Genomic DNA, 25328 nt, shown 5'->3' with positions numbered 1-25328 from the left:
GGCGTGACAGTCGAAGAGCGACACCGGAGTGAGAAATCAGATCGGGTGGGTATTTGTCACCTTGGCCCCCAGCTTCGCGGCGATCTCACGCGCGACAAAGAAGGCGTGCTCGGTCACCTGCGGCAGCCCCATCAGCTCGCCGAATGTGCCGCGCGCCAGCGGGCCGGAGATCAGCAGCGAAGGGTCTGGCTTTCCTGAAGTACCGATCGCCTCCGAACGCTTGGTGCAGGCGAGGCCGAGGCCTGTGGGATCGAGCATCAGCTGGCCGCTCGCCGCAAGCGCCGCGAGCCAGGGCTGGGTTTCGAGGATGCCGCCATGCGCCGGGCCTGTGGTGACGACGACGGCGTCATAGCGTCGCTCCAACGGCTGGCGCCGATGGCGCGGCTGGAGCGTGCAAAGGATGAGCTCGCCTTCGATGCGCGCATCGGCGACCGAAGCCGCAAGGATTTCCAGCCGACCGGCAGCAATCGCCGCGTCGAGCACGGCTTCCACCTGCGGCGCGATGCGGAAACGGTGCACATCCCAATAGGGACGCAGATGACGGACGAGACGACGCCGTTCGGCAACCGGCAGCGCCTGCCAGAGATCGTATCCCTGCGCCCGCACCTGATCGATCACGCCATGCCAGCTTATGTCCTGCGCCTTCGCCGCGCTGATGGCGGCACGGATTCCGGCCAATAGTGAAAGGGCGGACTGTGTCGCATCGGAGAGAAAATCGCCGAAGAGCGGTTGCGGCACCGGCGCGTGACCGCGCGAACGCAGGCCGCGGCGCGAGATCGCGGTCACAGGGCCATCATGACCGCGCTCGGCCAGCGAGGCGATGACATCGGCGGCGGTCAAGCCGTTGCCGATGACCAGCACCCGGTCGTGCGAGCGGATCACATCGAGCGCGCCGGGCCTGGTGGTATCGGCGACAAAGCGGGGATGGTCCGCCAGACTGGCGGCAAGCCGGCCGGGCGCTGCCGGCGGCGGATGGCTGGTGGCGATCGCAACGATATCGGCCTCTGTCACCCCGCCCTTGTCGTCCTCAATCGACCAGCGGCCGCCACGGCGCTCCACGCCGGTCACGACGGCGCGGTTATGGAGCACAGCGCCCTCTTCGAGCAGCGGCCTCAGCAGGGAAGCGACGTATTCGCCAAAGAGTCGGCGCCGGGGGAAGAGCATGCCGTCCGGTTGTTGCGCCCCGGGATCGTCCGCGACGGCATCGCGGGCTTCGATCCAGGCCTGGAACTCGTCCTGATCGTCGGGCTGCAGGCTCATCTTGGCGGCGGGAACATTGATGCGGTGGGCCGGGTCGTGCGTGTCATATGCAAGGCCGCGGCCGAGCTCAGCCCGCGGTTCGAAGACCACGATGACGGGACGCTCGTCGCAATTTGCCCGGGCGAGATGATAGGCGACGCCCGCGCCGGAGACGCCGCCTCCGATGATGGCGACGACGGGTCGTTCGGACTTCGGGAGAGGCTTCATATGCATGACGGCCAGGATCTTCACTTGCGATGCCCGAGCATAGAAGCCGGGCATTGCCCACGCAATCTCCCTCACCCTAATTGTCTATATTTATTATTGGGTTTCGAGTGCGGACCTTACGCCGATATCGTGGTCGAGAATTCGGGCGAGCCGCGGATGGTGTTGCTGACCGTGCAGATCTCGTCTTCGGCGGCATGGACGATTCTGCGGCGGGTTTCCTCGTCGATATCGCCCTTGATCGAGAAGGCGATGTTGAATTTCGCAACACGTGAGAGCCCCTCCGTTGCCTTCTCGCCGGTGACTTCGGCGGTGATCTCGCTGATCCTGTCGAGAATGCCCATCTGGCTGGCGGCAATGCGGGCGCTGAGCACGAGACAGGCTGAGAGCGAGGCATAGAGCAGATCGAGCGGACTGAAGCCCGGCTGCGACGGGGCGGTGACGATATCGATCTCGCCCCCGGTGGTGGAAGTGACATGCGGAAAACCGGTGCGGCCGAGGCTGGCGATGGCGCCGGTCGGACGGGGGCGAGCCTTGAGATCGGCCATGAAGAAATCCTCTGACAACAGTCTCGCAGAAATAATGCGTTGCGCCTCGGCCCGCAACGGCGACGGCGACGGCGACGCTCGGTAACGGAACCTTTGGAGCCGTCATCAGTTGATTACACCTGGACGAAATCAGTGACAAAGGTGCACCGCGATGCCGCATGTCCGCAAGATGGATCGTCAGGACCGGCGGATGGACGCCCGCGACCGGCTGATCGTTGCGCTCTACGCACAGCTCAAGGCCGAGCGGGACACGCGCGAGACGCTGGAATGGGCGATCCGCAACGGCGCTATTTCGCAGGAGGTGCTGGAGGCCATTGCGGCCGATCCGGTTCCCGTCGTCACCAGCGAGGACATCGCCTCCCTGGAAAAAATCATCGCCCTCGACGCAAGGCGCAAACCAAATCGGAACTAGGGATGCCGGAGTGTGTCGGCGTTTTCAGGGCGGCGTCATACTCCATTATCGAATTGAGAAGAGGAGATCCGAAATGGCCGATATCACCTATCAGGTTGTGCCGCATGACAATGGTTGGGCTTACAAGCTCGGCGACACGCTTTCGGAAACCTATGCGACCGCCGAGGAAGCGATTGTTCACGCCAAAGACGCTGCGTCACGTCAAAAAATCGGCGATGGCGACGCGCTGCTCGCCTATCCCGCACCCGACGGCGGCTGGGCATTCCAGGAGCTCGAAACCGACAAGAGCAGCAGTCGGCTCTGATTTGCGACGGAGGCGGAATGGTCGCGCGGGCAAGCTGGAAAGGTCATCTGAAGGTAGGCGACCTTGCTTGCGCCGTGGGGCTCTATACCGCCACTTCCTCCTCCGACCGCGTTTCCTTCAATATCATCAACCGCAGGACCGGCCACCGGTTGGAACGGCAATTCGTCGACAGCGAGACCGGCAAACCGGTGGATCGAAGCGATCAGGTCAAGGGCTACGGGCTGGAGAATGGCGACTATATCGTCATTGAAGGCGATGAGATCGCCGAGATCATGCCGGAGAGCGACAAGGTGCTCAACGTCAAGGCGTTCATCGCCTATGACGATATCGACAAGCTCTATTTCGACCGTCCCTACTACCTCGCACCCGCCGACGAACATGATGAAGAAGTGCTATCGCTGATCGTCCGAGCCATGCACGACGGCAAGGTCGCGGCGCTCGCCGAAGCCGTGCTTTTCCGGCGCAACCGGACGCTGCTGATCCGACCTCATGACGGTCACATCGTCGCGACCATGCTGAACTTCGACTATGAGGTGCGCTCGGCCGACGCCATCTTCAAGGATATTCCCGACATCAAGTTCGACAAGGAGATGCTCGCGCTCGCCGGGCATATCATCGGAACCAAGCACGGCAGCTTCGACCCGAGCCAGTATGAGGACCGCTACGAAGCTGCCCTCGTCGAACTGGTGAAGGCAAAGATCGAGGGCCGGTCGCTGCCGAAGAAAAAACCGGCGCCGGAGCGCAAGGTGGTCGACCTGATGGAGGCGTTGCGCCAGAGCGCCAAGATGAGCGGCCAAAGCGCGGCGAAGAGGACGCCGGCAAAGAAGAAGGCGCCAGCACGCAGCGACAGCCAGAGCAAGAAGGCAGGCTGAGATGCTCTCGAAACCTATCAGGCGAAGCGCAATTTCAAGCTCACTCCGGAGCCGCGCGGGCGCAGGGGCCGCTTAGTGGCAACAGCTTCGTCATCCAGAAGCATGACGCGACAAGCTGAAGGGCCGCTGGCCTGCTACGCATGCAGATGTGCTGCCCCGAGACCCCTGGGACGGTTTTTCGCGGCTGCGAAACCGCTGGAGAGGAAGAAACGATAAAAATCTAACGCGGCTTCCCCTCGCCTTCCGCCGCCAGGCTCTTCTTCAGCGCATCCATGATATTGATGACGTTGCCGGTCGATTTTACCGGCGGCGGTTTTTTGGCGGGGGCCGCCTTCTTCATCTTCTGCTTGCCGCGGATCATCGATTTCAGCCGCTTCTGGATCGGGTCCTGCACCATGGTCGGGCTCCAATCCTTCGTCTCTTCCTTCACCAGCTGCTTCATCAGCGCTAGGAGCTTGCTGTCGATCTCTGCCTTATCGTCGATTTCGGCCGTGGGTTCGCGCACCTCGTCGCCGTAGCGCAGGGTCCAGAGCACGATGCCCTTGCCTAGCGGCTCCAAGAGCACGGCACGCTCGCGGCGATAGAGAACGAGACGGGCGATGCCGACGACGTCATTCGCTTTCATCGCCTCACGGATAACGCAGAAGGCCTCCACGCCGACCTTGTCCTCGGGTGCCAGGAAATGCGGCTTGTCGTACCAGATCCAATCGATCGAGCCGCGGGGGACGAAACTGTCGATATCGATGGTACGGGTGCTTTCGAGCCCGACCTCCTCGATTTCCTCGTCCTCGAGCAGAACATAGTCGTCCTCGCCGCGCGGATAGCCCTTGACCTGATCCCTGTCGGCCACCGGCTTATGAGTAACGCTGTCGACATAGCGGCTTTCGACGCGGTTTTTCGTCTGGCGATTGAGGACGTGGAAACGCACCTTGTTGCTTTCGGTCGTCGCCGGCGTCAGCGAAACGGAAGCGGTGACGAGCGAGAGCTTGAGATAACCTTTCCAAAATGTCTGGCGCGCCATGACCGTCCTCTCTCCCTGACACGATGGGACATGGCAACCAACGGCAAGGCCGGCCTTTGGTTCCGCGGCCAGCCGTGAGGACCGGCGGGCTTCACTCAAATCGTGAGATACCGCTTCTGCCACGGCAGCATTTTTTCCTGCCATGCGCGCGGTGTGAAGTCGTCATAAGAGGCCTCGGCGATCGCCAGCATCCAATTCCGGCCTTTGCGGGCCAACAGCACACAGGACAATTCCATGCCGGGCTCGACGGCGATGGACGGCCGGTTGGCGCCGGGAATATCCATCCCCTTGTCACGCCACTGGATGACGATCTCGTCGGGCTCGGATGTCCATTCACCGGAGGCAACGGATGCCTTGCCGCCGGGGTCGAGGCGAAGCGGCGGCGCCACGACGTTCAAAAAGCTGCCGTCATTGTGATAATTGCCGCCAATCCGACCGGCGGTCGCTTCGCCCTTGCCCTTCATAAGGATGTCCTGCCGGCATCGCATGAAGATGTTGCGCCGGAGGCTGCCGGACCACGAGCGATTGGCGAAGAAGGCTATGTCGCATTCGCTGATGACGTTGTCGTGGATTTCCATGTCCTTGCGAAATGCCAGCTCCTGGTCGGAAAAGCCGCTCAGGCTGATCCCGCGATTGTTGTTCTCGATCCAATTGTCATAGACGTGGTGGCCGGCACGGTCTGCCTTGTCGCCGACGCCGTAGCCGAAGGAGTAGTCATTCATCCTGCCGTCGCGCATGACGTTGCTGCGCACCACGGCATCGTCGCCGATCGATGAAAAGGAGAAATTCTTCCCGCCGATGAAGTTGTATTCGACCCGATATTTCCGGGTTTTATCGCAGACCAGCGCGCCCTTGTTCGAGGTGCTCGTCGGCGACTGCAGGAAGAGGTTGCCGCGGATGACGACGTCCGAACTGATATTGTCGTCGCTGTTTTGATAGGCGAACTGGCAGCAATCGGCGCCCTCGCCGGGCGCCGGCCCCATGCGGTTGTTTTCCAGAAGGACGTTCGTCGTCTTCGTCAGATAGATGCCGTCGCCCTTGACATTCTCCGTTTCGCAGCCCCTGACGACGAGGTTCTTGCCATTGTGAAACTTGAAGCCACGTGGCGAGTTCTTGACGACGACGTCTTCGATCACCGTATCGGAAAACACCTGATAGGCGACGCCGATATCCTCTGCACCGTCGATGACCTCGCCCCGCGTGGACGCGCCGTGAACTTTTTTTCGCAGGATTGCGGGCATCCGATCTCCATCGACGCGGTTGCTGCGGCGCCAGCACATCTTCTCAGACGCGCAAAGGGTGCGGCAACGTTTTGAGCTGCAGCATAATGATCCTTAAATCAATTCCGATCCAGGGCATACGCGGCCGCGTCGAATTAATGCAGGGCATGTGGCAGGAGTTTGACGGCCTGCCGCAATTTCGCAGGCCGTCCAGCGCAGGTCCCCAAGGCCAAGGCCTTGCGATCGGTCATCGCGTTTCAAGTATCCGCAACAGCCGGCCGCGACGCTATCCAGAATAATCGCAAGCACGGTGACCGCGCCGATGACGATCGGCGACCGGAGCCACCGGAACAAATTCATTTGACGGATATCCTACAAGTGGATAAGTTTATGAGATGTTCCTTACAGACGAAATGGGAATCGCATGTCGCTGAAATCCATGAAGCCCCTTGCCCGTGCGCCGCTTCTTCATGTGTCCGTGCAGGAAAGCCTGCGCGCCTATGTCAGCGACAACGGATTGAAGCCGGGCACGCTGCTTCCGGCTGAATCCGAGCTGGCGAACCAGCTCGGCGTCAGCCGCAATTCGCTGCGTGAAGGCATCAAGGCGCTGGAATCGCTGGGCGTGCTGGAATCGCGCCGTGGTGTCGGCATCTTCGTAAAGGCATTCTCGTTCGAGCCGCTCCTCGACAATCTCGCCTATGGCCTCGGCGGCGCGCTGCGGCAGATCGAAGAGGTAATCGAGATCCGCCGGACCCTGGAAGTCGGCCTGATCGGCAAGACGCTGGAGATGATCGGCGACGACGATATTGCGGAGCTGCGCGCTACCGTGGACCGCATGCGCGTCCATGCCGAGCGTGGTCAGTCCTTTGCCGATGAAGACCAGCTTTTTCATACCCTGCTCTTCCGCTGCCAGAACAACGAGACGCTTGCCCGGCTGATCGACGTGTTCTGGCTCGCCTTCTACAAGGCCTCCGATTTCGTAAACCTCGACAATGTCGATCCCGTCGCGACCTGGAGGGATCACGCGGCGATCGTCGATGCGATCGAGGCGAGGGACGTCGCGGAAGCGCAGAAGCGCCTGGACCGCCATTACGACGGCATTTCCCGGGTGATTGCCGCCAACAAGAAAAGTGCAAATGTGGGAGGAACACAATGAAACGACTGCAAAGACTATCATCCGCCATCGCGCTTGCTGCGATGATGGCAACGACCGCCGGCCCGGCCTTCACCGGCCCCGCACAGGCAGCCACGCTGTCGGGCGGCTTCGATGTCGGGCCCGGCGGTTTTCAGGGCAACTTCAATCCGCTGGCCGCGACGGGAGGCTTCACCTGGCTCAGCATCTATTTCGAGCCGCTGGTGGCCTATGACGAGAAGCTCGAGAAGGTCGTCGGCCAGCTCGCCTCGTCCTACGAAGTCAGTTCCGACCAATTGACCTACACGTTCAAGCTCGCCGACGCGAAATGGCATGACGGCAAGCCCTTTACGGCGAAGGACGCCAAGTTCACCATCGAGCTTGCCAAGAACGCCAAGACCGGCTCCGTTCTGGCAGCTCGGCTGAACGCCGTTTCCTCGGTCGAGGCCGAGGACGACAAGACCCTCGTCATCAAGCTCTCGGCCCCGTCCGCAAGCCTGATGGACGCGCTGACGAAGGTGATGATGCTGCCGGAACACGCGCTTTCGCAGATCCCGGCGGATCAGCTTGCCAAGAACACATGGTGGTCCACCTCGCCGATCGGCACCGGGCCGTTCAAGTTCAGCAAGTACGTCACCGACCAATATGTCGAACTCGTCGCCAACACCGACTACCGGGGCGGCAAGCCGGCGCTCGAGAAGATCATCAACCGCTATTTCGCCAACCCGGCCGCAGCCATTGCCGCGCTCCGCGCCGGCGAAATCCAGTTTACCTATGTCGATTCCAACGATCTGAACGCCTTCAACAACAATCAGGATTTCCGCGTCATCGAAGGCAATTCCTTCGTCGTCAACTATCTCGGCTTCAACCACGATTCGCCGATCTGGAAGGATGTCCGGGTCCGTCAGGCGGTGATGCATGCGATCAATCGCGATGCCATCATTCAGAGCCTCTACGGTGGCGCTGCCAAAGCGGCAAATTGCGCCTATATCGCCGACCAGGTGGTGCCGAAGGGCATCGAGAACTACGTCTATGATCCGGAAAAGGCCAAGCAACTGCTGAAGGAGGCCGACTGGGATGAGATCAACGGCAACAAGCCGATAACCCTTCTGACCTATTACACCACGCCGCTTGCCGCCAATGTCATGGCCGCGGTCCAGGCGATGCTCGCCCAGGTCGGCATCAACGTCACGCCGCGCGCCGTCGACACGCCGACCTATAACAGCATTGTGCTCAACCCGACGCCTGACGTCGCGCAGTTCCAGATGGTCTATGCCGGCCTTCAGAACGGTCCGGATCCGGGCAGCATCAATGTCGGCCTCAACGAAAAGCAGATTCCGCCGGCCGGCCCGAACGTCGCGCGTGTGCGCATGCCGGTGCTGACGGCCGCCCTCGATGCTGCGCTCGGCGAGACGGATGCTGCAAAACGCGACGCCCGCTACCAGGAGGTCTGCGAGGTGATGAACAAGGAGCTGCCCTGGGGTCCGCTGTGGGTGGCGAAACGCTATGGCGTCGCCTCCTCAAAGCTGAAGGACTTCGTCTGGACGCCCGCCCCCGGCGGCGGTCCTTACCAAGCGCATCCGGAGAAATGGACGATCGCCGACTAGGGCGAGGACATCCTGAGTAGCAAAGGGTGGCTAGGTTGGCGAACCTAGCCGCCCGCACAGGAACGGATTTTCCATGCTGAGATACAGTCTCCGGCGCCTGCTGATCGGAGCGGGCATGCTGCTTGCCTTGAGCGTGCTGATCTTCGTGATGCTGCGCCTGACACCCGGCGACCCGATCGACGCCTATATCGACCCCAACATTCCGATGTCATCCTCGGATCTTGCGGAGCTGCGCGCCACGCTCGGACTCGATCAGCCACTGCCGGTGCAGTATCTTGCCTGGCTGCGGGAGGCGCTAACGGGAAATCTCGGCTATTCGATCAAGCGGCCTGACCAGCCGGTGCTCGGCCTCGTGCTCTCGCGTGTCGGCCCGACGGTGCTGCTGATGGGATCGGCGATCGCGATCGCGATCATCGCGGGCATCGCGACCGGCATCATCGGCGCGGTTCGCCGCAATTCGATCGCCGACCTGTCCTTGTCGGTCTTCGCGGTTACCGGGATTTCCAGCCCGCCGTTCCTCAGCGCGCTTGTCGGTCTCTATCTGCTTTCGGTTTATTTCAACTGGATGCCGTCGGGCGGCATGCTGACACCTGGCCGGGAGTTCTCCGTCGCCGACCTCCTCCATCACCTCATCCTGCCCGCGGCACTGCTGGCCGTCGCGCAGACCGCGCTGATCATGCGTTACATGCGCGCTTCCATGCTGGAGGTCCTGAACCAGGACTATGTGCGCACCGCGCGCGCCAAGGGCGTGTTTGAATTCTGGGTCATCACCAAGCACGCTCTGCGCAATGCGCTGCTTCCCGTCATCACTCTGATCGGCTCGACCATCGGCCTTGCGATCGGTGGCGCTATCTTCATCGAAAGCGTCTTCAACTGGCCCGGCATGGGCCTGCTCATGGTCGATGCGGTCGAGGGCCGCGACTATCCGGTCATCATGGGTTCGACGCTGGTGATCGGCGCCTGCGTCATCGTCGTCAACATTCTGACCGACCTTGCCTATGCCGTGGTCGATCCACGGATCAAGGTGGGCTGAGCGATGCTGGCACGAAGCCCTGCCCGCAGCCCGGGCCCGATCATACGCTCCCTGCATCGCTTCCTGCTCAACCGGACCGCCGTGCTCGGCTTCTGCATGATCGCGCTGATGGTCGTGGCGATCCTTTCCTATCCGCTGTGGTGGAGCTTCCAAGCCAACGACATCGATCTCATCGCGATGAATGCGCCGCCGGGGCCGAAACACTGGTTCGGCACCGATGGGGTCGGTCGCGACATCTTTGCCCGGGTCATGGACGGCGGCCGGATCTCGCTGCTGGTGGCCGTCACTTCCACCGTCATTTCCGCTATCATCGGCTTTCTGGTCGGCGCAGTCTCGGCGCTTGCGGGCCGCCTTGCGGATGCGGTCACGATGCGTCTCGTCGATCTTGTCATGACGCTGCCGCCAGTCATCTTCCTGCTGGTGCTCGCTTCGATCGCCGGCACCGGCATCTGGCCGACGGTCTTCGTCATCTCGCTGCTCTCCTGGCCTCTGCTGGCGCGAATGGTGCGCTCGCGGCTGCTGGAGCTTCGCGAACGTGACTTCGTGATGGCGGCAAGAGGCATGGGGGCGGGCCTGCCGCACCTCCTCTTCCGCCACGGCCTGCCGAACTCGATCGACATCCTCGTCGTCTTCGCGACCCTGCAGATCGCCAATGCCATCCTGCTCGAGGCCGGACTTTCCTTCCTCGGGCTTGGCATTGCGCCGCCGGCGGCAAGCTGGGGCAACATGCTGAATGCGGCCCGCTCCACCGCCGTGCTCGAACAATACCCCTGGCAATGGCTGTTTCCCGGCGGGTTCCTGGTGCTTGCCGTCCTGGCAATCAACTTCATTGGCGACGGTCTTCGCGATGCCTTCGACCCTCGCGCCGAATTAAACTGACGATCGAAAGAAAGCAAAAATGAGCAAATTCAAGGGTGTCGTTCCTCCCGTCATAACCCCGCTGAACACGGATTACACCGTCGACTACCCCTCCTACACGCGGGTGCTCGAAAACCTGATCGAGGCCGGATGCCATGGCCTGTTCGTACTCGGCTCGACCAGCGAGGTGATCTTCCACGACGAAAAGACCCGACAGCAAATCATCGAGCATTCGGCCAAGGTCATCAACGGTCGCGTGCCTCTGATCGTTGGCGTCATCGATCCGACGACCGACCGTGTCATCAACCATGCCAGGACTGCGAAATCGGCCGGCGCCGATGCGGTTGTCGTCACCGCGCCGTTCTACACGGTCACCAGCCAGGGCGAGATCCTCGATCACTTCCGCTATATCCGTGACGCCGTCGATGTCCCGCTGATCGCCTATGACATTCCGGTCTGCGTGCATGTGAAGCTGCAGCGCCAGACCAGCGTGGCCCTTGCGAAGGAGGGAACGATCATCGGCATCAAGGATTCAAGCGGCGACGACGGCAATTTCCGTTACGTGCTGCTCGATCTCGCCGACAACAAGGACGTCTTCCTGATGACCGGCTCCGAAATCGTCGTCGACACGGCGCTGCAGATGGGCGCCCATGGCGTGGTGCCCGGCATCGCGAATGTCGATCCGCACGGCTACGTCAGGCTCTGGAATGCCGCCCAGCGCGGCGACTGGGTCGCGGCTCGCAAGGAGCAGGAACGCCTCTGCCGGCTGTTCGAGATCGTCTGGGTCGCTGCGGGCCGCGTCAGCGGCGGCGCCTCAGGCATCGGCGCCTTCAAGGCGGCGATGAAGAGGCTCGGCATCATCGACACGGCGCTGATGCCGCGTCCGCGCGCAATGCTCAACGAGGCTGAAACGGCAAGGATCGACGAAATCCTCCGCGCGACCAGCCTGCTTTCCTGAGGATGCCATGCAACAGACCGCCGACACCATTCTCGACGTCAAGGGGCTGCGGACCGTCTTCCGTATCCGCTCGGGCGAGGTGACGGCGGTCAACAGCATCGATCTGACGGTCGCGGCCGGCGAGACGCTCGCTCTCGTCGGCGAGTCCGGTTCGGGCAAATCGGTCACCAGCCTTTCGGTCATGCGGCTGCTGACCCGTAATATCGGTGCGATCGCCGCCGGCAGCATCCACCTGAAGCGCAAAAATGGTGTCGTCAGCAACCTTGTCTTGCTCGCCGAACGGGATATGCGCGCCGTCCGCGGCAATGATATCGGCATGGTCTTTCAAGAGCCGATGTCGAGCCTCAACCCCGTCTACACGATCGGCGACCAGATTTCGGAGCCGATCCGCATCCATCGCGGCGCCGACCGGAAGGCCGCGATGGCTGCGGCCGTCTCGCTGCTCGACAGCGTCGGTATTCCCGATGCCAGGCGCCGTGCCGGTCAATATCCGCACGAGCTGTCCGGCGGCATGCGCCAGCGCGCCACGATCGCCATGGCTCTTGCCTGCGACCCGACGCTGTTGATCGCCGATGAGCCGACGACGGCGCTCGACGTCACCATCCAGGCGCAGATTCTGGCGCTCCTGCAGAAGCTGCAGCGCGAGCGCGGCATGGCCATGCTCTTCGTCACCCACAATCTCGGCGTCGTCGCCGAAATCGCGGATCGGGTGGCGGTGATGTATGCCGGGCGGATCGTCGAGACCGGGCCGGTGGCCGAGGTTTTCCGCAATCCGAGACACCCCTATACGATCGGCCTGCTCGCCTCGATGCCGAGGCTCGGCGATGCGAGCCGGATGAAAGAGGCGGGCGAAAGGCTGGCCGCCATTCCAGGCGTCGTGCCGAGCCTGATGAACATGCCGGCCGGCTGCGCTTTTTCGCCGCGCTGCAAGTTTGCCATCGACCCCTGTCGCGCGGCGGTGCCGCCGCTTGCCGAGGTCAATCCGCGCCACCAGAGCCGCTGCATTCGCTGGCAGGAGATCTGAATGAGCGAGCCCCTTCTCTCCGTCCGCGACCTCGGCAAACACTATACGTCCCGCGGAACCAAGCTGACCATCCTGCAGGCGATATCCTTCGATATCGGCAAGGGCGAGGTGGTCGGACTGGTCGGCGAATCCGGCAGCGGCAAGACCACGATCGGGCGATCGATCCTGCGCCTGGTCGAACCGTCCGCCGGCAGCGTTTGCTTCGACGGCACCGAACTCACGCGCTTATCCTCATCCGAGATGCGGAGGATGCGGCCGCGCATGCAATATATTTTTCAGGACCCGTTCGCGAGCCTGTCGCCGCGCATGACGATCGGCGAAATCCTCACCGAGGGATTGAAGATCCAGGGCTGGGGTACGGCAAGAGAGCGATTGGAACGCGCCCGCGAGGCGCTCGAACAGGTCGATCTTCCGGCGGACGCTGTCAACCGCTACGCCCACGAGTTTTCGGGCGGCCAGCGGCAGCGGATCGGCATTGCCCGCGCCCTGACGCTCGCGCCGGAATTCATCGTCGCCGACGAGCCGGTCTCGGCACTCGATGTCTCGATACAGGCGCAGGTGATCAATCTTCTGCGCGACCTGCAACAGCGCCTTGGTCTGACCATGCTGTTCATCAGTCACGATCTCGCCGTGGTCGAATATATCTGCGACCGGGTGATTGTTCTCTATCTCGGCCGGATCATGGAAATCGCGCCAAGCGCCGACCTTTATGCCAGGCCACTGCATCCCTACACGCGGGCGCTTCTTTCTGCGATCCCCTCGCCGGATCCCGATGCGCCGCGCCGCCGCCAGATTCTGAAGGGCGATATTCCGAGCCCGGCCGATCCGCCGAGCGGTTGCGTTTTCCGCACACGCTGTCCGAATGCCTTGCCCGCTTGCGGCGAGATAGTGCCGGAGCTGCGCGAAATGAAGCCCGGTCATTTCAAGGCGTGCATCCGTGACGACCTGGACCGAGGAGTGAGATGAGCAACACACCCCGCCGTCACCCGATCGCCGGCAACTGGGCAAGCCTGCTCTTACCGATCCGCGAAGACGACAGCATCGATTTCGAAAAGCTCGGCGAGGAAATCGACATATTGATCGCCGCCAAGGTCGACGGCATCTATTCGAACGGCACGGCGGGAGAATTCCACAACCAGACGGAAGCGGAGTACGAGCGAATTCAGGAGGTGCTGGCGTGGCGTTGCCGCGCGGCCGACATGGCCTTCGTTATCGGCGCCTGCCAGCCCGATCCGATCATCATGCTCGATCGCCTGCGCCGCGCTACCGTTCATAAGCCATTGGCGATCCAGGTGATCCTTCCCGACTGGTGGCCGCTTACCAATCCCGAAGCCACCGATTTCCTCAAACGGGCGTCGGAAGTGGCCGAGGGAATCCCGCTCGTTCTCTACAATCCTCCGCATGCGAAACGTGTCCTGTCGCCAACCGAGCTCGGTGAGGTTTGCGGTCCCTGCCCGTCCGTGGTCGGGATGAAGATCGCCGATGGAGACGATGCCTGGTATGCGCAGGCACGAGCGCATCTTTCCGAATTTTCGCTGTTCATTCCCGGCCACCATCTCGCCACCGGCATGAAGCAGGGCGTTGCCGCCGGGGCGTTTTCGAATGTTGCTTGTCTTGATCCCCGTGGCGCCCAAGCCTGGACCGAGCTGATGCACAGGGATATCGACGCGGCGCTCGAGATCGAAAGGCGCATCTGCGCCTTTATGGATGATTACATCGTCCCGTTTCGCCGTGACCACGGCTATTCAAACGCAGCGCTCGACAAACTGCTCGCGGCGATCGGCAACTGGGGTCCGATCACCACCAGGCTACGTTGGCCTTACCGCTTTATCGACGAGCAAGAAGCGGTAAGGCTGCGTGATGGCGCGCGCCTGATCATGCCCGAGCTCTTCGCTCACTGACGCAGAGCAAGGGGAACACGCTGGAATCAGGCGTTCGAAGGGATGCGGGCGATGACCTTGATCTCGAAATCGAAGCCTGCCAGCCAGTTTACGCCGACCGCGGTCCAATTCGGATAGGGCGGCTTGCCGAAAATCTCCTGCTTGACGGCCATCAAGGTTTCAAACTGGTTCTCGGGGTCGGTGTGGAACGTCGTCACATCCACTATGTCGTCAAAGGTGCAGCCGGCAGCATCCAGCGTCGCCTTGAGGTTTTCGAAAGCCAGTCGGACCTGGCGTTGGAAGTCCGGTTCAGGCGTCCCATCGGAACGGCTGCCGACCTGGCCGGAGACGAACAGAAGGTCGCCGGTTCGGATGGCGGCCGAATAGCGATGCTTCTCGTAAAGAGCATGCCTGTCTGCCGGAAAGATTGCTTCGCGTCGGGTCATTGTCGATCTCGCTTTCTGATCGTTGATTGGAGCCAATAAGCGCGGCAGGGCCAATACGGCGCTTCACAAACTGCCGCGCCATCTGATATACGGCGCGTATATAAAATAGGATACATACGCGCCGTATGTCAAGTTTATATACGGAACGTATGTGAGATTGGAGCCCGAGATGGCAAAACGACGCGGTGAGACGATGGAGGAAAATCGTGTGAAGCTGATCGCGGCCGCCCGAAAGGCCTTCGCCGAGAAGGGATACGCGGCCGCCTCGATGGACGAGCTGACCGCTGAAGCTGGCCTGACGCGGGGAGCGCTCTACCACAACTTCGGAGATAAGCGCGGGCTGCTTGCGGCCGTTGTCGACCAGATCGACACGGAAATGGCATCGCGCGCCCAGGAGATCGGCGCCCGTGCGGGCGACGATTGGCAGGGCCTGCTCGCCGAGGGCGCGGCTTATATCGAGATGGCGCTCGATCCGGAGGTCCAGCGCATCGTTCTGCTCGACGGACCTGCGGTGTTGGGTGACCCTTCACAATGGCCGAGCCAGAGCAGTTGCCTTCAGGTAACCAGGCAGACAATAGAGCGCCTTGTCGCGCAGGGTGTCCTCAAGCCGGTCGACCCGGAAGCGGCCGCCCGGCTGGTCAACGGTGCTGCGCTCAATGCCGCCCTCTGGATCGCGGCCAGCAACGAGCCGCAGGATGTGCTGCCGAAAGCCGTCGAGGCCTTCGACGCTTTGGCTGCAGGCCTTCTGAAGACGTCCGTGTGAGCGCCCGCATGGGACGCGGATTTAGTCAAACCAGGCCGGAATTGTTCCGTTGTGCGCGATATCTCTTAACATAAATTGATCCATCTTTACGACGGCCTGTGTCTCAGTCGCTTCTGCTCACAGGAAGCATGACGATGACCCCGAGATTGCCGCGCGATATTCCGTCCATACGCCGCAGGGCCAAGTTGCCCCCGACACCGGCAGCCCGGCCCTATTTCCCGATTGTTGTGACAGCGATGATCAATTTCGGCCTTTGCGCCCTTGTGCTGATGCTCATCGGCGGCACCTCGACACAATATGCCGTTCTTTCCGCACTCTCTCTTCCAGCCTGTCTTGCCGCCATGGCAGCGCGCCGGTGGCGAGCCCGCGAGAGGCGCCGCGTCACCGCGGGCTATCTGCTTTCTTACACAGCTGCAGCACTCACAATGCTGCAGTGGTGCTATATCGCCATCGTCACGTTAGGCAGCTTTTCCAGTTCGCAGTCGGTCATCCTGCGAAGCATCGGTTAACCAGCAAACGGCCTGTTGCGAGCGCGACAGGCTCAGCGTTGCGACGGTCAGCTTTGGCACCAGCATCATCGCTTCAGCACCCAAACCATCCTGCCGTTCTGCGATGCAGCAATACCGTCTTTCGTCCGGGCCAAATCAAGGCACCTTTCAGCATCGCCAGGTTTGGGCGTAATACAAATCCCATCAGGGACAGCTCTCCATGTCGGATGGATGCTCGCCAAGCTATCGCTGATAGTGCCGCCGCCATCCGGCCGGAATACGAGAATGTTGGAAGCCCGCCGCTTCACGACGAACATTTCCCATGGCCTGCCGTCAGCGATGACGCGGGCCAGAGGCTCGTCGGCTTCGGCGGGCTCGGGGGACAGAGCGGCCAGCGTGGCGATCAATGGGATAAGCGATGCTCGAACAGAACGGATTCGCAGCGGGCGCGTGGCAAACATGGAGATTTCCTTTCCCCTGACGGGTCTTTTCCAGGCATGCGGATGGGTTATTTTCGTGACGGTCCCCCTGGTCCCCGGTGCAGAGATCTTCGGGAGATCAGCGAAGCTGCACTTGCAGGGGTCGAGCCTGATCGTTTTCGATATCGGCCGGATAAGCCGCGTGATGAACTTGTCCCAATATGAGCTTTATCGCATATTGCAGCTGTTCATCATCGGCGTGAGCGGCAGGGACATAGATCGAAGAGGTGAAGGTCGCCTCCCCCTGCTCACCCCGCAAATGCCGCGCTAGCCCAGCTTCACCGGCAACAGTGGCTTTGCCCGCATAGGCTTCGGGTACCGCCTGCACCACCTCGATATCCGGCTCGATTCCCAACGCCTGGATAGACCGGTTCGACGGCGTGTAGACGCGCGCGGTCGTGAGGCTCATTCCAGCATGCTCGCCGAGCGCGATCACGGTCTGAACGACGCCCTTGCCGAATGTCCGGGTGCCAACGAGAGTTGCCCGGCTGCGATCCTGAAGGGCGCCTGCAACGATCTCTGCGGCAGAGGCCGTGCCGCCATTGACAAGGACGATGACGGGCACCGCGGCGATGAGCGCGTCGACTGCATCTGGATGTGCCGCATAGCGGCTCATCCGTTCATCTCGTCCGCGGGAATAGAAGATTGCTCCCCGGGCCAGAAAAGCGTCGGCAACTCGCCTTGCCTGATCGAGGGGACCGCCGCCGTTGTTGCGCAGGTCCAGGATGATGCCTGCAGGCGGCCTCCCCGCGCCGTCAACGGCCGCGCGAATCACTCGCTCCATGCCCTCTTGGGTCTGTTCGGAAAAAGACGCCAGCCTGATGACAGGAACGGCCTGCTCGAAAGTCAGGCGCGGTATTCCCAAGGTTATGATCTCGCGCCTGAGCTTCAGTTTGATAGGGCTGGCCACGCCTTCGCGAAGAATCGCCAGCTCTGCGGTGCTGCCCACTTCGCCGAGAAATAACGCCGGCATCTGTTCCAGCGTCTGTCCGGATATGGGTTTGCCGTCAACCTCGACGATCCGGTCATTCGCCCTGATCCCTGCTCGCCCGGCCGGGCTGTCTTCGATCAGCGCGGTAACCTTGACCACGCCGTCTTCTACCGTCGCTTCGATCCCCAGGCCGTCAAAACTGCCAGCATCCTGCCGACGTATCTCGTCGAAACGTTCCGGTGGGAGATACGAGGAATGCGCGTCAAGCGTCGTAAACATGCCGTCGATGGCGGCGCGGATGAGTTGCGCATCCTTGGGTGCGTCGACATGCCGGTTTCGCACCTGCTCGAGGACCTCTCCGAAGAGTGCGAGCTCGCGGTAGGCCGCACCCCCTTCGGCCGATCCTGTGCCGTGGCGTTCGTCTGGCGCATCGCTCTTCACCGGCAGGAACGCAAGAGCGGCGACTGCAGAGCTTGTGACAATGCTCATCGTAACGGCCAATCGCGCGACAGCATGGTTGTGCAGTGACGCAAAACTGCGCTCCCGTGACCGATTGTCCCGCGTTCGTTGAGCAAGCGAAAGAACCATGTATCTATCCGTTAATTTTCGCGGCCGACGCTCCGGCGGCTGAGTTGCATGCGGGCAGGCCTCGGCTTGCCGCAAGCAACGGCGTGCCATTGCCCAAGAGCGGCTGCTCACGAGGCCCATATCAAAGGTGCAGTGATCGCTCTAATCGCCCGCTTTGTTACAAAGCCGGCCATCCTGACCAGCACGCGCGAAGTCGATGCCCGTTTTTAGAGGATGTTGTGCTGTGACTTCCATCTGACGTCGTTCCACCTCGAAACTGAACCGGATCGCGAACCAAGGCGATGTGGCCGGATCATCTTCAATGCAGCCTGTCTTGTCATCACGAGTTATGTTTTGATTTGTTAAGGCTGGCCGCCGTAAACGAGCGTCTCATCGCGCTTCGCCGCATACATAAATCTGCCGGCCGGCTTAATCTAACTTAACCGAACTTTGCCGATCTTTGACCGCACAGAGCGGTCGATCCGCTACATCCGGGCTGACAAAAGGCGGCGCCAACAGCCGTGCGACCGGCGGCGACGACGGCCGCGCCCGCCAGCGCCCGTGCGGGCACAATTTTCGTATCCGCTGCGACCACACCATGAAAGGATTCCGCGTTGACGCATCGTCATCCCTTGGCCATCGGCCTGGTTCTCTACGGGTTGTTTGCCGGCCAAGGAGCGACATTCGCGCAAGAGCGCGGCGCACTTACCGTGACCGTCGAAGCGCTCGCGGAACGAGAATGGCCAGAAACGGTTCTCGCCGGCGGCTGGCTGAAGCCCTGGCACGAGGCGATCAGCGCTGCTGAAATCAGCGGTCTGCGCATCACCGATGTATTCGTCGATGTCGGGTCTGTCGTGACGAAGGGTCAGGCGCTCGCTCAGCTGGCCGACGACACCGTGCGCGCCGACCTGCGAAAGGAGGAAGCCCTTTTGGCGACCGCCAAGGCCGATCTTGCGAAGGCCGAGGCCAATGCCGAGCGCGCCCGGAAAATGAAAGACAGCGGCGTTCTCTCCGATGAGAAGATCATCGAATATCTCAGCGCCGAGCAAACGGCGATGGCGAGTGTCCAATCCGCGCAGGCTCTGGTCGAGAGTCAGAAGATCAAGCTCTCGCAGACAACGATCGTGGCGGTCGACGATGGCCTCATCACCTCACGTTCCGCCCAGCTCGGCGCCGTTGTCACGTCAGGCACGGAGCTGTTTCGCCTCGTGCGCCAACAGCGCGTCGAGTGGCAGGCCGAGGTGTCGGCGCGCTACCGCCCCCTTATCGAGGAAGGCATGACGACAACGATCGAGGGGCCTCGCGGCCAGCAGCTGAGGGGGACGGTTCGCCTCGTCGCGCCGACCGTCAGCACCGATACAGGCAGAACGCTCGTTTACGTCTCGCTATCGGCGGACTCTCGTGCGCCGGTCGGCTTCTATGCGAGCGGGCGGATTAAGCTCGGGATCGCACCTGCTCTGACGGTGCCAGAGACTGCGCTCGTTGTGCGCGACGGCATCAACTACGTCTTCACCATGGACGCCGAAGAGCGCGTCAGGCGCATCCGCGTCGAAACCGGCCGCCGCAACGACGGCGAAGTGGAGATAATCTCCGGCCTCACGCGCTCGGCAATGGTCGTGAGGACCGGCGGCGCCTTCCTTTCGGACGGGGCCCTCGTGCGCGTGGAAGGAGAAGCGCGATGAATATCTCCGCGTGGTCCATCCGCAACCCTGTTCCCGCCGCCCTCCTATTCATCCTCTTGACTGCGGGCGGGCTCATTGCCTTCGAGCGGCTCTCGGTTCAGAACTTTCCGGACATGGATCTTCCAACAGTTCAGATCCACGCCACCCTTGAGGGCGCTGCGCCGGCCCAACTGGAAACGGAAGTCGCCCGCAAGATAGAGGACAAGATCGCCTCGCTCAGTCTCCTCGACCACATTACCACAAGGATCACAGGGGGTACGGTCGTCATGAGCGTGTCCTTCCAGATCGGCAAGGACGGCGAGCAAGCACTGAACGAGGTGCGAAACGCCGTCGACAGTGCCCGCAGCGACCTTCCCCCCGCGATGCAGTCTCCGAGCGTGACGCGAACGCAGATTCAGGGATCGGCGCTGATCGCATTTGCATTGCGCTCCACGCGGCTCGACCAGACCGAGCTTTCCTGGTTCGTCGACAATGACATGACGAAAGCCCTGCTTGCCGTTCCAGGCGTCGGCCAGGTCAGCCGCGTCGGCGGCGTCGATCGCGAAGTTCACATCGATCTCGACCCGCATATGATGAGTTCCCTCAATGTCGGCGCGGCGACCATTTCCTCGACGCTGCGATCCATGCAAACCGACACGTCGGGTGGACGAGGCGATGTCGGAGGAACCAAGCAGACGATCCGAACGGCCGGAGCGGTTTCCTCGATCGATGAGCTAAAGGCACTCGCAATCCCGCTCCCGAGCGGAGCACTGGTGCGGCTTGACGAAATCGGCACGGTAACGGACAGCTTTGCCGACCGCTCATCGATCGCCTATCTCGACGGAAAACCGGTGATTGCCGTCGAGATCAAACGCTCGAACGGGTTTTCCGACACGGCTGTCGCCGCGGCAATCGAAACCACCGTAAAGGACTTCGCCGAGGCCAATCCGAATGTCGAGATCGTCACGGCCTACAACACGGTCGGCCCGATCATCGAGAATTATGACGGCTCCAAGCAGATGCTCTATGAAGGGGCTATCCTGGCGGTGGTCGTGGTCTGGCTCTTCCTGCGGGATTGGCGCGCAACATTCCTGTCAGCGATTGCGCTGCCGCTATCCATCATTCCGACCTTCGCCGTCATGTATCTTGCCGATTTCAGCCTCAATACCGTGACGCTGCTGGCGCTATCGCTGGTGGTCGGTATCCTCGTCGACGACGCAATCGTCGAAATCGAAAACATCTCGCGTCACATGCAGACGGGAAAATCGGCGAAGAGCTCGGCGCTCGAGGCGGCTGACGAAATCGGTCTGGCGGTCATTGCCACGACATTGACGCTCGTCGCCGTCTTCCTGCCGACGGCGTTCATGAGCGGCATTCCGGGCCTCATCTTCCGGCAGTTTGGCGTGACGGCGTCGGTGGCGGTCCTTGCCTCACTCCTGGTTGCGCGGCTTCTGACGCCGGTGATGGCCGCATACACGATGAAGATTCATCCCGCGGAGGCCAAGGAGGGGTGGGTGATGCGGCGTTACATGGCGCTCGTGAAATCCTGCCTGCAGCATCGCCTGATAACAACGGTCTGCGTCCTTGTTTTCCTCGGTCTGTCGCTGGCGGCCATCCCACTCCTCAGTTCGGGTTTCCTGCCGGCCTCGGACGACGCACAGACGCAGGTTACCATCACGTTGCAGCCGGGAACACCGATCGAAGAAACGGACGCGACCGCCCGGAGGGCAACGAACATCATCTCTCATCTGCCGGACGTCACGCATGTCTTCTCGTCCGTCGGAACGGTTTCATCGGGTGACCTCCTCGATTCCACGACGACAATCGATACCGCGAGCGCATCCTTGATTGTCGACCTGAAAAAGGTCGGCCTACGGGACCGTACCCAACTCGACATAGAGAACGATATCCGGCTGGCGCTTGACAATCTACCGGGAGCCCGCATTCAGGTGGGATCGGGCGGCAATGGCACCAGACTGGATATTACTCTTGCGAGCGACGACGCCGGCGCGCTCGACAAGGCGGCTGGTGCACTCGAAGAACAGCTTCGGACGCTGCGAGGCATCGGGGCTGTGACCTCAAGCGCTTCGCTTCAGGCCCGCGAAATCCAGATCATTCCAGATCTCGATCGGGCCGCCGCCCTCGGTGTAACTGCGGAATCGATCTCCGAGGCTGTTCGGGTCGCAACCGGCGGCGATCATTCCTCCGCGCTGGCGAAACTCAATCTGCCACAGCGCCAGCTCGATATTCGCGTGCGTTTCGATCCGAGCAACCGCAGGACGCTCGAAGACATCGCTAACCTGCGCGTTGCCGGCAGCAGAGGCAGCGTCGACTTGGGCTCGGTCACGGCCATCACTATGGGCAGCAGTCCGTCAGAGATCAGCCGGATTGACCGGTCGCGCAACATCACTATCTCAGTCGAGCTCAATGGTCGCGTCCTCGGCGATGTTTACCGCGAGGCCCAGGCCCTGCCTGCATTCCGAACCCTTCCGCAAGGTGTGAGGCTTGTCGAACAGGGCGAACTCGAGCGCCGGTCCGACCTCTTCGACAGCTTCGGCATTGCCATGGCGGTCGGCGTCTTCTGCATCTATGCCGTATTGGTCCTGCTCTTTCACGACTTCCTCCAGCCGCTGACGATTCTCATGGCGCTTCCTCTATCGCTCGGCGGCGCCCTTCTGCCCCTCGTGCTGACGGGAACAAGTTTCTCCATGCCTGTGGTCATTGGTCTGCTGATGCTGATGGGCGTGGTGACGAAGAATTCCATCCTGCTGGTCGAATATGCGATCATGGCGCGGCGCAGGGGCGCTTCGCGCTTCGACGCGCTGGTGGACGCCTGCCACAAGCGGGCCCGTCCGATCGTGATGACGACAATGGCGATGGGAGGCGGCATGCTCCCCGTTGCCCTCAGTCTCAGCGGTGGCGATGCGAGCTTCCGGCAGCCGATGGCAATCGTCGTGATCGGCGGCCTGATGACCTCGACCGTACTTAGCCTCCTTGTCATCCCTGTCATCTTCACCTTCGTCGACGATTTCCTCCTGTTCCTCAGGCGAATTTTCGATGGAAAGCTAGCCGAAGACTGGCCGGCAGCTGACGAAGAAGAAAGCATCCTGCATGACCAGAGGCCCCGCGGTGGAAAAATCAGTCTGGCAAAGTGAAGCAGAGACGGCAACTGCTCGAATTGGGAGCCTTTCGCGGCGGCAGCCGGGGCTCTTCGGTCACTCCTGGAGGCGGAGGGCTATGGGGCTCGCCCCGGAGCCGCTTCCAGAGCACCATTCCGCCCGCACAGAAGGCCGACCGCGTTTCCAGCGTCCGCCAACCGAGTAGCTCAGACGAATTCGCCGACATCCTGGATGCCGGCGGTGCAGGGTCACAAGGGCATGGACGAGCTGGCTCGGCAAAGGTCGCTCGCCGACCTCTCACGGTGACCACTGGCCAACGACCGCGGGCCGCTTGTCCGTCCAAGATGGTGGCAGGCCAATTTGCGAAGCAGCGAAATCCTTGACGCCAGGCGAGCGGCCGAAGCGCTCGCAGGCGGGGTATTTCGGTCTTCCGCCGAGGCTCGACTTGATCTTCTGAGCGGACGGGAATTTGGGCAGCCCCTTATACGGAGTCTTGCCGGTGACGAGCATTTTTGAAAAATCGCTGCCGAAGCTCGAGGCGAGCGAATAGGCATCCCCGATCTGCGAGATGCGTGCGCTCGTGGTGATGGCGTTGGCGCCTTTTGCCCAGACCATTGCGGCCAGCTGCCTCCCGTCTCTTGCCATCGCCTCGGCCTCGACCGCAAGGCCTCCGAGACCCACCGGCAACCGAGGCACGGGAACCGGAACAACCAGCGACGCACCCAGCGAAGTCGCGGTCGACACGCCAGCCATCCCGGCGTTTGTCGGCACAATGCGGGTGATGGTTGCATGGACGACAACGTCGGCGTTCTCTCTGCGGTCGACGACCTGATATCGATCGCTGACGCCGACGCAAAGAGCCCGACTGATGACATTGGCGACAAGGGCGGAGTCTGAAAGCTTCCTGATAGAAGCCCCCGCCTTTGGCGAAACCATTGCCGGCTCGATGTAGATGGTCTTGGCCTCCGCGAGGTCCTTCTGATCGACTTTGAGCTTCGCTTTGGTGATCTTGCCGTTGTTGGACGTCAGTCCGTCATAGGATACCAACGTATGCGCCTCTTCCAGGGGCACCGCGGCGCAGCCTGCGGCAGCCGAGGCGATCAGCCAGGACAGGAGTGCCGAGGTTGCGGGACTACAAAGGCGTCGGCCGGTGGCGTGGGCAGGATGCGGACGTGACATTTTGTTCTCCTTTGGTTGAAAATGTCTGAGATCGGACGGCTCTATTGTGGGGATTGAGGCGGGTTCGCCGCGGCCAGATCGGCAAAGACCGGCTGGTCTTTCCACAGACGGCCGCTTGCCATCTCGGCGTAGCCGAGGTGATAGACGGCGCGCATATAGTTGGTGTTGAAGGGATCGGTGATTTTGTAGGGGATTTGTCTATCGATCGAGGCGACCCGAAAGCGGATGCCGTTCTTCTGGGCATAGACATAGGTGGCGACCAAAGCGCTGCGCGTCTGGGACTTGATGAGGGCAGCGCTCGCTCTGGCCATGACAGCCAGCGTATTGTTTGTCGTCGTCGAGAACTCCGGCACAAGCGCGTTGTTGACGATGACATACATGTTCAGCTTCAGGCCCTTCGGCCACGGCGCCTGGCGCGGGCTCGCCATCCAACCCTCGGGGATCGTCAGGATCTGGGATGATGAACCGCCGTCCGAGTGCATCTCCTCGAATTCCTCGCCGCCGGCCGTGACCTTGATGAGCACGGCCGGAAATACGCCCGGGATGCTCGCGGAGGCTATGATGATGTCCTGAAAGAGCTTCAGTGCATCAGGCTGACCGCTATCGGCAATGGCGCCCATGTTCCAAACCACCGGTCTCTGCGAATCCAGATTGGAGGTCAGGACAAGCAGGCGCCTCCCCTTGCGGTGCTCGGCGGCGATTTTTTCCAGGATCTCCTGTGTGAGATGGCGTTCGACCATCCGGCGCAGCGGCTCCTGCTTCAGCAGGCTTGAACCAAGCAGCGCCTTTGGCAGAAAATCTGCGTCCACCAACTCCTTTGCGACCCCACTCGTATAGAGATCGACGAGCGTGTCGTCATAGGCTGGGCCAAGGAAAGCCAGAGGCGCAATCAGCGCGCCGGTGCTGACGCCGCTGACAATATCGAATTCCGGCCGTCCTTTCCTATCCGACCAAGCCTTCAGGACTCCGACGCTGAAGGCTCCGCCGGCGCCGCCGCCGGACAGGACAAGATAATTGGCGTCCCTATGTCTCGGCATCGCCAGCCATGCCCGCGCATCGGGCAGCTGCCGGCCGGTGTCCGCATAGGTGCGGATATCGCCAAATCCTTCGATCCTAGCGTTGACCGCCGCCGTCTCGCTGTAGCGAACCCGATCCGGCGCCATGCAGCCAGCCATCAGGACGAGCATCAGGATCGCCATGAGTCTAATCAAAATCGTCGCCCTGTCTTCGGCCGGAGCGGCAAGAGCGCTGCCAGCCGTGGGCATCGCTCCGCGAGCTCCGTCCGGATCGCGTCTGATCGCATTAATCCCAGTTCACGATTGCCTTGGATTTTGATTTTTTAAGATTTGTTGTCGCCGCCAT

Annotated in this window: 24 protein-coding genes; 15 read left to right on the top strand and 9 right to left on the bottom strand. The window is 61.7% G+C overall.

What is annotated here, in order from left to right; all coding sequences use genetic code 11:
• Window positions 1-36: 36 nt before the first annotated feature.
• Both J0663_RS11890 and J0663_RS11885 read right to left on the bottom strand, forming a co-directional pair.
• Entirely contained in the window at window positions 37-1521 is a 1485-nt protein-coding gene (locus J0663_RS11890; RefSeq protein WP_207240538.1) for an FAD/NAD(P)-binding protein, read from the bottom strand.
• 62 nt (window positions 1522-1583) lie between these two features.
• Window positions 1584-2012, bottom strand: coding sequence for an OsmC family protein (locus J0663_RS11885; protein WP_207240537.1), 429 nt, complete (start codon window positions 2010-2012; stop codon window positions 1584-1586).
• 151 nt (window positions 2013-2163) lie between these two features.
• Here J0663_RS11885 and J0663_RS11880 point away from each other — a divergent pair, with 151 nt between their 5' ends.
• From J0663_RS11880 to ku (J0663_RS11870), 3 genes are all read left to right on the top strand, one after another.
• The gene (locus tag J0663_RS11880) at window positions 2164-2424 is read left to right on the top strand and encodes a hypothetical protein (protein ID WP_207240536.1); all 261 of its coding nucleotides are present in this window, start codon (window positions 2164-2166) and stop codon (window positions 2422-2424) included.
• Between the two features lie 73 nt (window positions 2425-2497).
• Window positions 2498-2728 (top strand): DUF2188 domain-containing protein, encoded by a 231-nt coding sequence (locus tag J0663_RS11875; protein WP_064800643.1) that lies wholly within the window; start codon window positions 2498-2500, stop codon window positions 2726-2728.
• 17 nt (window positions 2729-2745) lie between these two features.
• Window positions 2746-3600, top strand: coding sequence for a non-homologous end joining protein Ku (gene ku, locus J0663_RS11870; RefSeq protein WP_207240535.1), 855 nt, complete (start codon window positions 2746-2748; stop codon window positions 3598-3600).
• A 220-nt stretch (window positions 3601-3820) separates the two neighbouring features.
• Here the strand turns inward: ku (J0663_RS11870) and ku (J0663_RS11865) are convergent, their stop codons facing one another.
• Window positions 3821-4621 carry a non-homologous end joining protein Ku gene (gene ku / locus J0663_RS11865; RefSeq protein WP_207240534.1) on the bottom strand — a complete coding sequence of 267 codons (801 nt, stop codon included), beginning with the start codon at window positions 4619-4621 and terminating at the stop codon, window positions 3821-3823.
• 95 nt (window positions 4622-4716) lie between these two features.
• Complete coding sequence (locus J0663_RS11860; RefSeq protein ID WP_207240533.1) at window positions 4717-5862, bottom strand: right-handed parallel beta-helix repeat-containing protein; 1146 nt, start codon at window positions 5860-5862, stop codon at window positions 4717-4719.
• Between the two features lie 403 nt (window positions 5863-6265).
• Between J0663_RS11860 and J0663_RS11855 the strand changes: the two genes are divergently transcribed.
• From J0663_RS11855 to J0663_RS11820, 8 genes are all read left to right on the top strand, one after another.
• A complete protein-coding gene (locus J0663_RS11855) occupies window positions 6266-6997 on the top strand; it encodes a FadR/GntR family transcriptional regulator (protein WP_207240532.1) in 732 nt (243 codons plus the stop codon).
• Window positions 6994-8580 carry an ABC transporter substrate-binding protein gene (locus tag J0663_RS11850; RefSeq protein ID WP_207240531.1) on the top strand — a complete coding sequence of 529 codons (1587 nt, stop codon included), beginning with the start codon at window positions 6994-6996 and terminating at the stop codon, window positions 8578-8580. The genes J0663_RS11855 and J0663_RS11850 overlap by 4 nt, the downstream gene beginning before the upstream one ends.
• A gap of 73 nt (window positions 8581-8653) precedes the next feature.
• The gene (locus J0663_RS11845) at window positions 8654-9613 is read left to right on the top strand and encodes an ABC transporter permease (RefSeq protein WP_207240530.1); all 960 of its coding nucleotides are present in this window, start codon (window positions 8654-8656) and stop codon (window positions 9611-9613) included.
• A gap of 3 nt (window positions 9614-9616) precedes the next feature.
• Window positions 9617-10492 carry an ABC transporter permease gene (locus J0663_RS11840; protein ID WP_207240529.1) on the top strand — a complete coding sequence of 292 codons (876 nt, stop codon included), beginning with the start codon at window positions 9617-9619 and terminating at the stop codon, window positions 10490-10492.
• Window positions 10493-10511: 19 nt separating this feature from the next.
• Complete coding sequence (locus tag J0663_RS11835) at window positions 10512-11429, top strand: dihydrodipicolinate synthase family protein (protein WP_207240528.1); 918 nt, start codon at window positions 10512-10514, stop codon at window positions 11427-11429.
• A 7-nt stretch (window positions 11430-11436) separates the two neighbouring features.
• Window positions 11437-12453 (top strand): ABC transporter ATP-binding protein, encoded by a 1017-nt coding sequence (locus J0663_RS11830; RefSeq protein WP_207240527.1) that lies wholly within the window; start codon window positions 11437-11439, stop codon window positions 12451-12453.
• On the top strand, window positions 12454-13419 hold the full coding sequence (locus J0663_RS11825) for an ABC transporter ATP-binding protein (protein ID WP_207240526.1): 966 nt from the start codon (window positions 12454-12456) through the stop codon (window positions 13417-13419).
• Window positions 13416-14354 carry a dihydrodipicolinate synthase family protein gene (locus J0663_RS11820; protein WP_207240525.1) on the top strand — a complete coding sequence of 313 codons (939 nt, stop codon included), beginning with the start codon at window positions 13416-13418 and terminating at the stop codon, window positions 14352-14354. The genes J0663_RS11825 and J0663_RS11820 overlap by 4 nt, the downstream gene beginning before the upstream one ends.
• A 26-nt stretch (window positions 14355-14380) precedes the next feature.
• Here the strand turns inward: J0663_RS11820 and J0663_RS11815 are convergent, their stop codons facing one another.
• The gene (locus J0663_RS11815) at window positions 14381-14779 is read right to left on the bottom strand and encodes a RidA family protein (RefSeq protein ID WP_207240524.1); all 399 of its coding nucleotides are present in this window, start codon (window positions 14777-14779) and stop codon (window positions 14381-14383) included.
• Window positions 14780-14948: 169 nt separating this feature from the next.
• On the opposite strand from J0663_RS11815, the gene J0663_RS11810 reads away from it, so the two are divergent.
• Window positions 14949-15542, top strand: coding sequence for a TetR/AcrR family transcriptional regulator (locus tag J0663_RS11810; protein WP_207240523.1), 594 nt, complete (start codon window positions 14949-14951; stop codon window positions 15540-15542).
• A gap of 134 nt (window positions 15543-15676) precedes the next feature.
• Window positions 15677-16051, top strand: a complete 375-nt coding sequence (locus tag J0663_RS11805) for a hypothetical protein (protein WP_207240522.1) — start codon at window positions 15677-15679, stop codon at window positions 16049-16051.
• Window positions 16052-16116: 65 nt separating this feature from the next.
• On the opposite strand, the gene J0663_RS11800 is transcribed toward J0663_RS11805, so the two are convergent.
• Together J0663_RS11800 and J0663_RS11795 are read right to left on the bottom strand one after the other, a co-directional pair.
• On the bottom strand, window positions 16117-16491 hold the full coding sequence (locus J0663_RS11800) for a hypothetical protein (RefSeq protein WP_207240521.1): 375 nt from the start codon (window positions 16489-16491) through the stop codon (window positions 16117-16119).
• Between the two features lie 97 nt (window positions 16492-16588).
• Complete coding sequence (locus J0663_RS11795; protein ID WP_207240520.1) at window positions 16589-17929, bottom strand: S41 family peptidase; 1341 nt, start codon at window positions 17927-17929, stop codon at window positions 16589-16591.
• 737 nt (window positions 17930-18666) lie between these two features.
• On the opposite strand from J0663_RS11795, the gene J0663_RS11790 reads away from it, so the two are divergent.
• Window positions 18667-19689 carry an efflux RND transporter periplasmic adaptor subunit gene (locus J0663_RS11790; protein ID WP_207244488.1) on the top strand — a complete coding sequence of 341 codons (1023 nt, stop codon included), beginning with the start codon at window positions 18667-18669 and terminating at the stop codon, window positions 19687-19689.
• Window positions 19686-22823: an efflux RND transporter permease subunit gene (locus J0663_RS11785; protein WP_207240519.1), complete on the top strand. Its 3138-nt coding sequence runs from the start codon at window positions 19686-19688 to the stop codon at window positions 22821-22823. Before J0663_RS11790 ends, J0663_RS11785 begins: the two co-directional genes overlap by 4 nt.
• A 261-nt stretch (window positions 22824-23084) precedes the next feature.
• Here the strand turns inward: J0663_RS11785 and J0663_RS11780 are convergent, their stop codons facing one another.
• Window positions 23085-23966, bottom strand: coding sequence for a DUF3313 domain-containing protein (locus tag J0663_RS11780; protein WP_207240518.1), 882 nt, complete (start codon window positions 23964-23966; stop codon window positions 23085-23087).
• Between the two features lie 41 nt (window positions 23967-24007).
• The gene (locus J0663_RS11775) at window positions 24008-25165 is read right to left on the bottom strand and encodes a patatin-like phospholipase family protein (protein WP_207244487.1); all 1158 of its coding nucleotides are present in this window, start codon (window positions 25163-25165) and stop codon (window positions 24008-24010) included.
• Window positions 25166-25328 lie beyond the last annotated feature (163 nt).

The sequence above is a fragment of the Rhizobium lentis genome (assembly GCF_017352135.1).
Classification (GTDB): domain Bacteria; phylum Pseudomonadota; class Alphaproteobacteria; order Rhizobiales; family Rhizobiaceae; genus Rhizobium; species Rhizobium lentis.
Note: the sequence above shows the minus strand (reverse complement) of the source record. Positions and strands in the feature narration are given on the sequence as shown.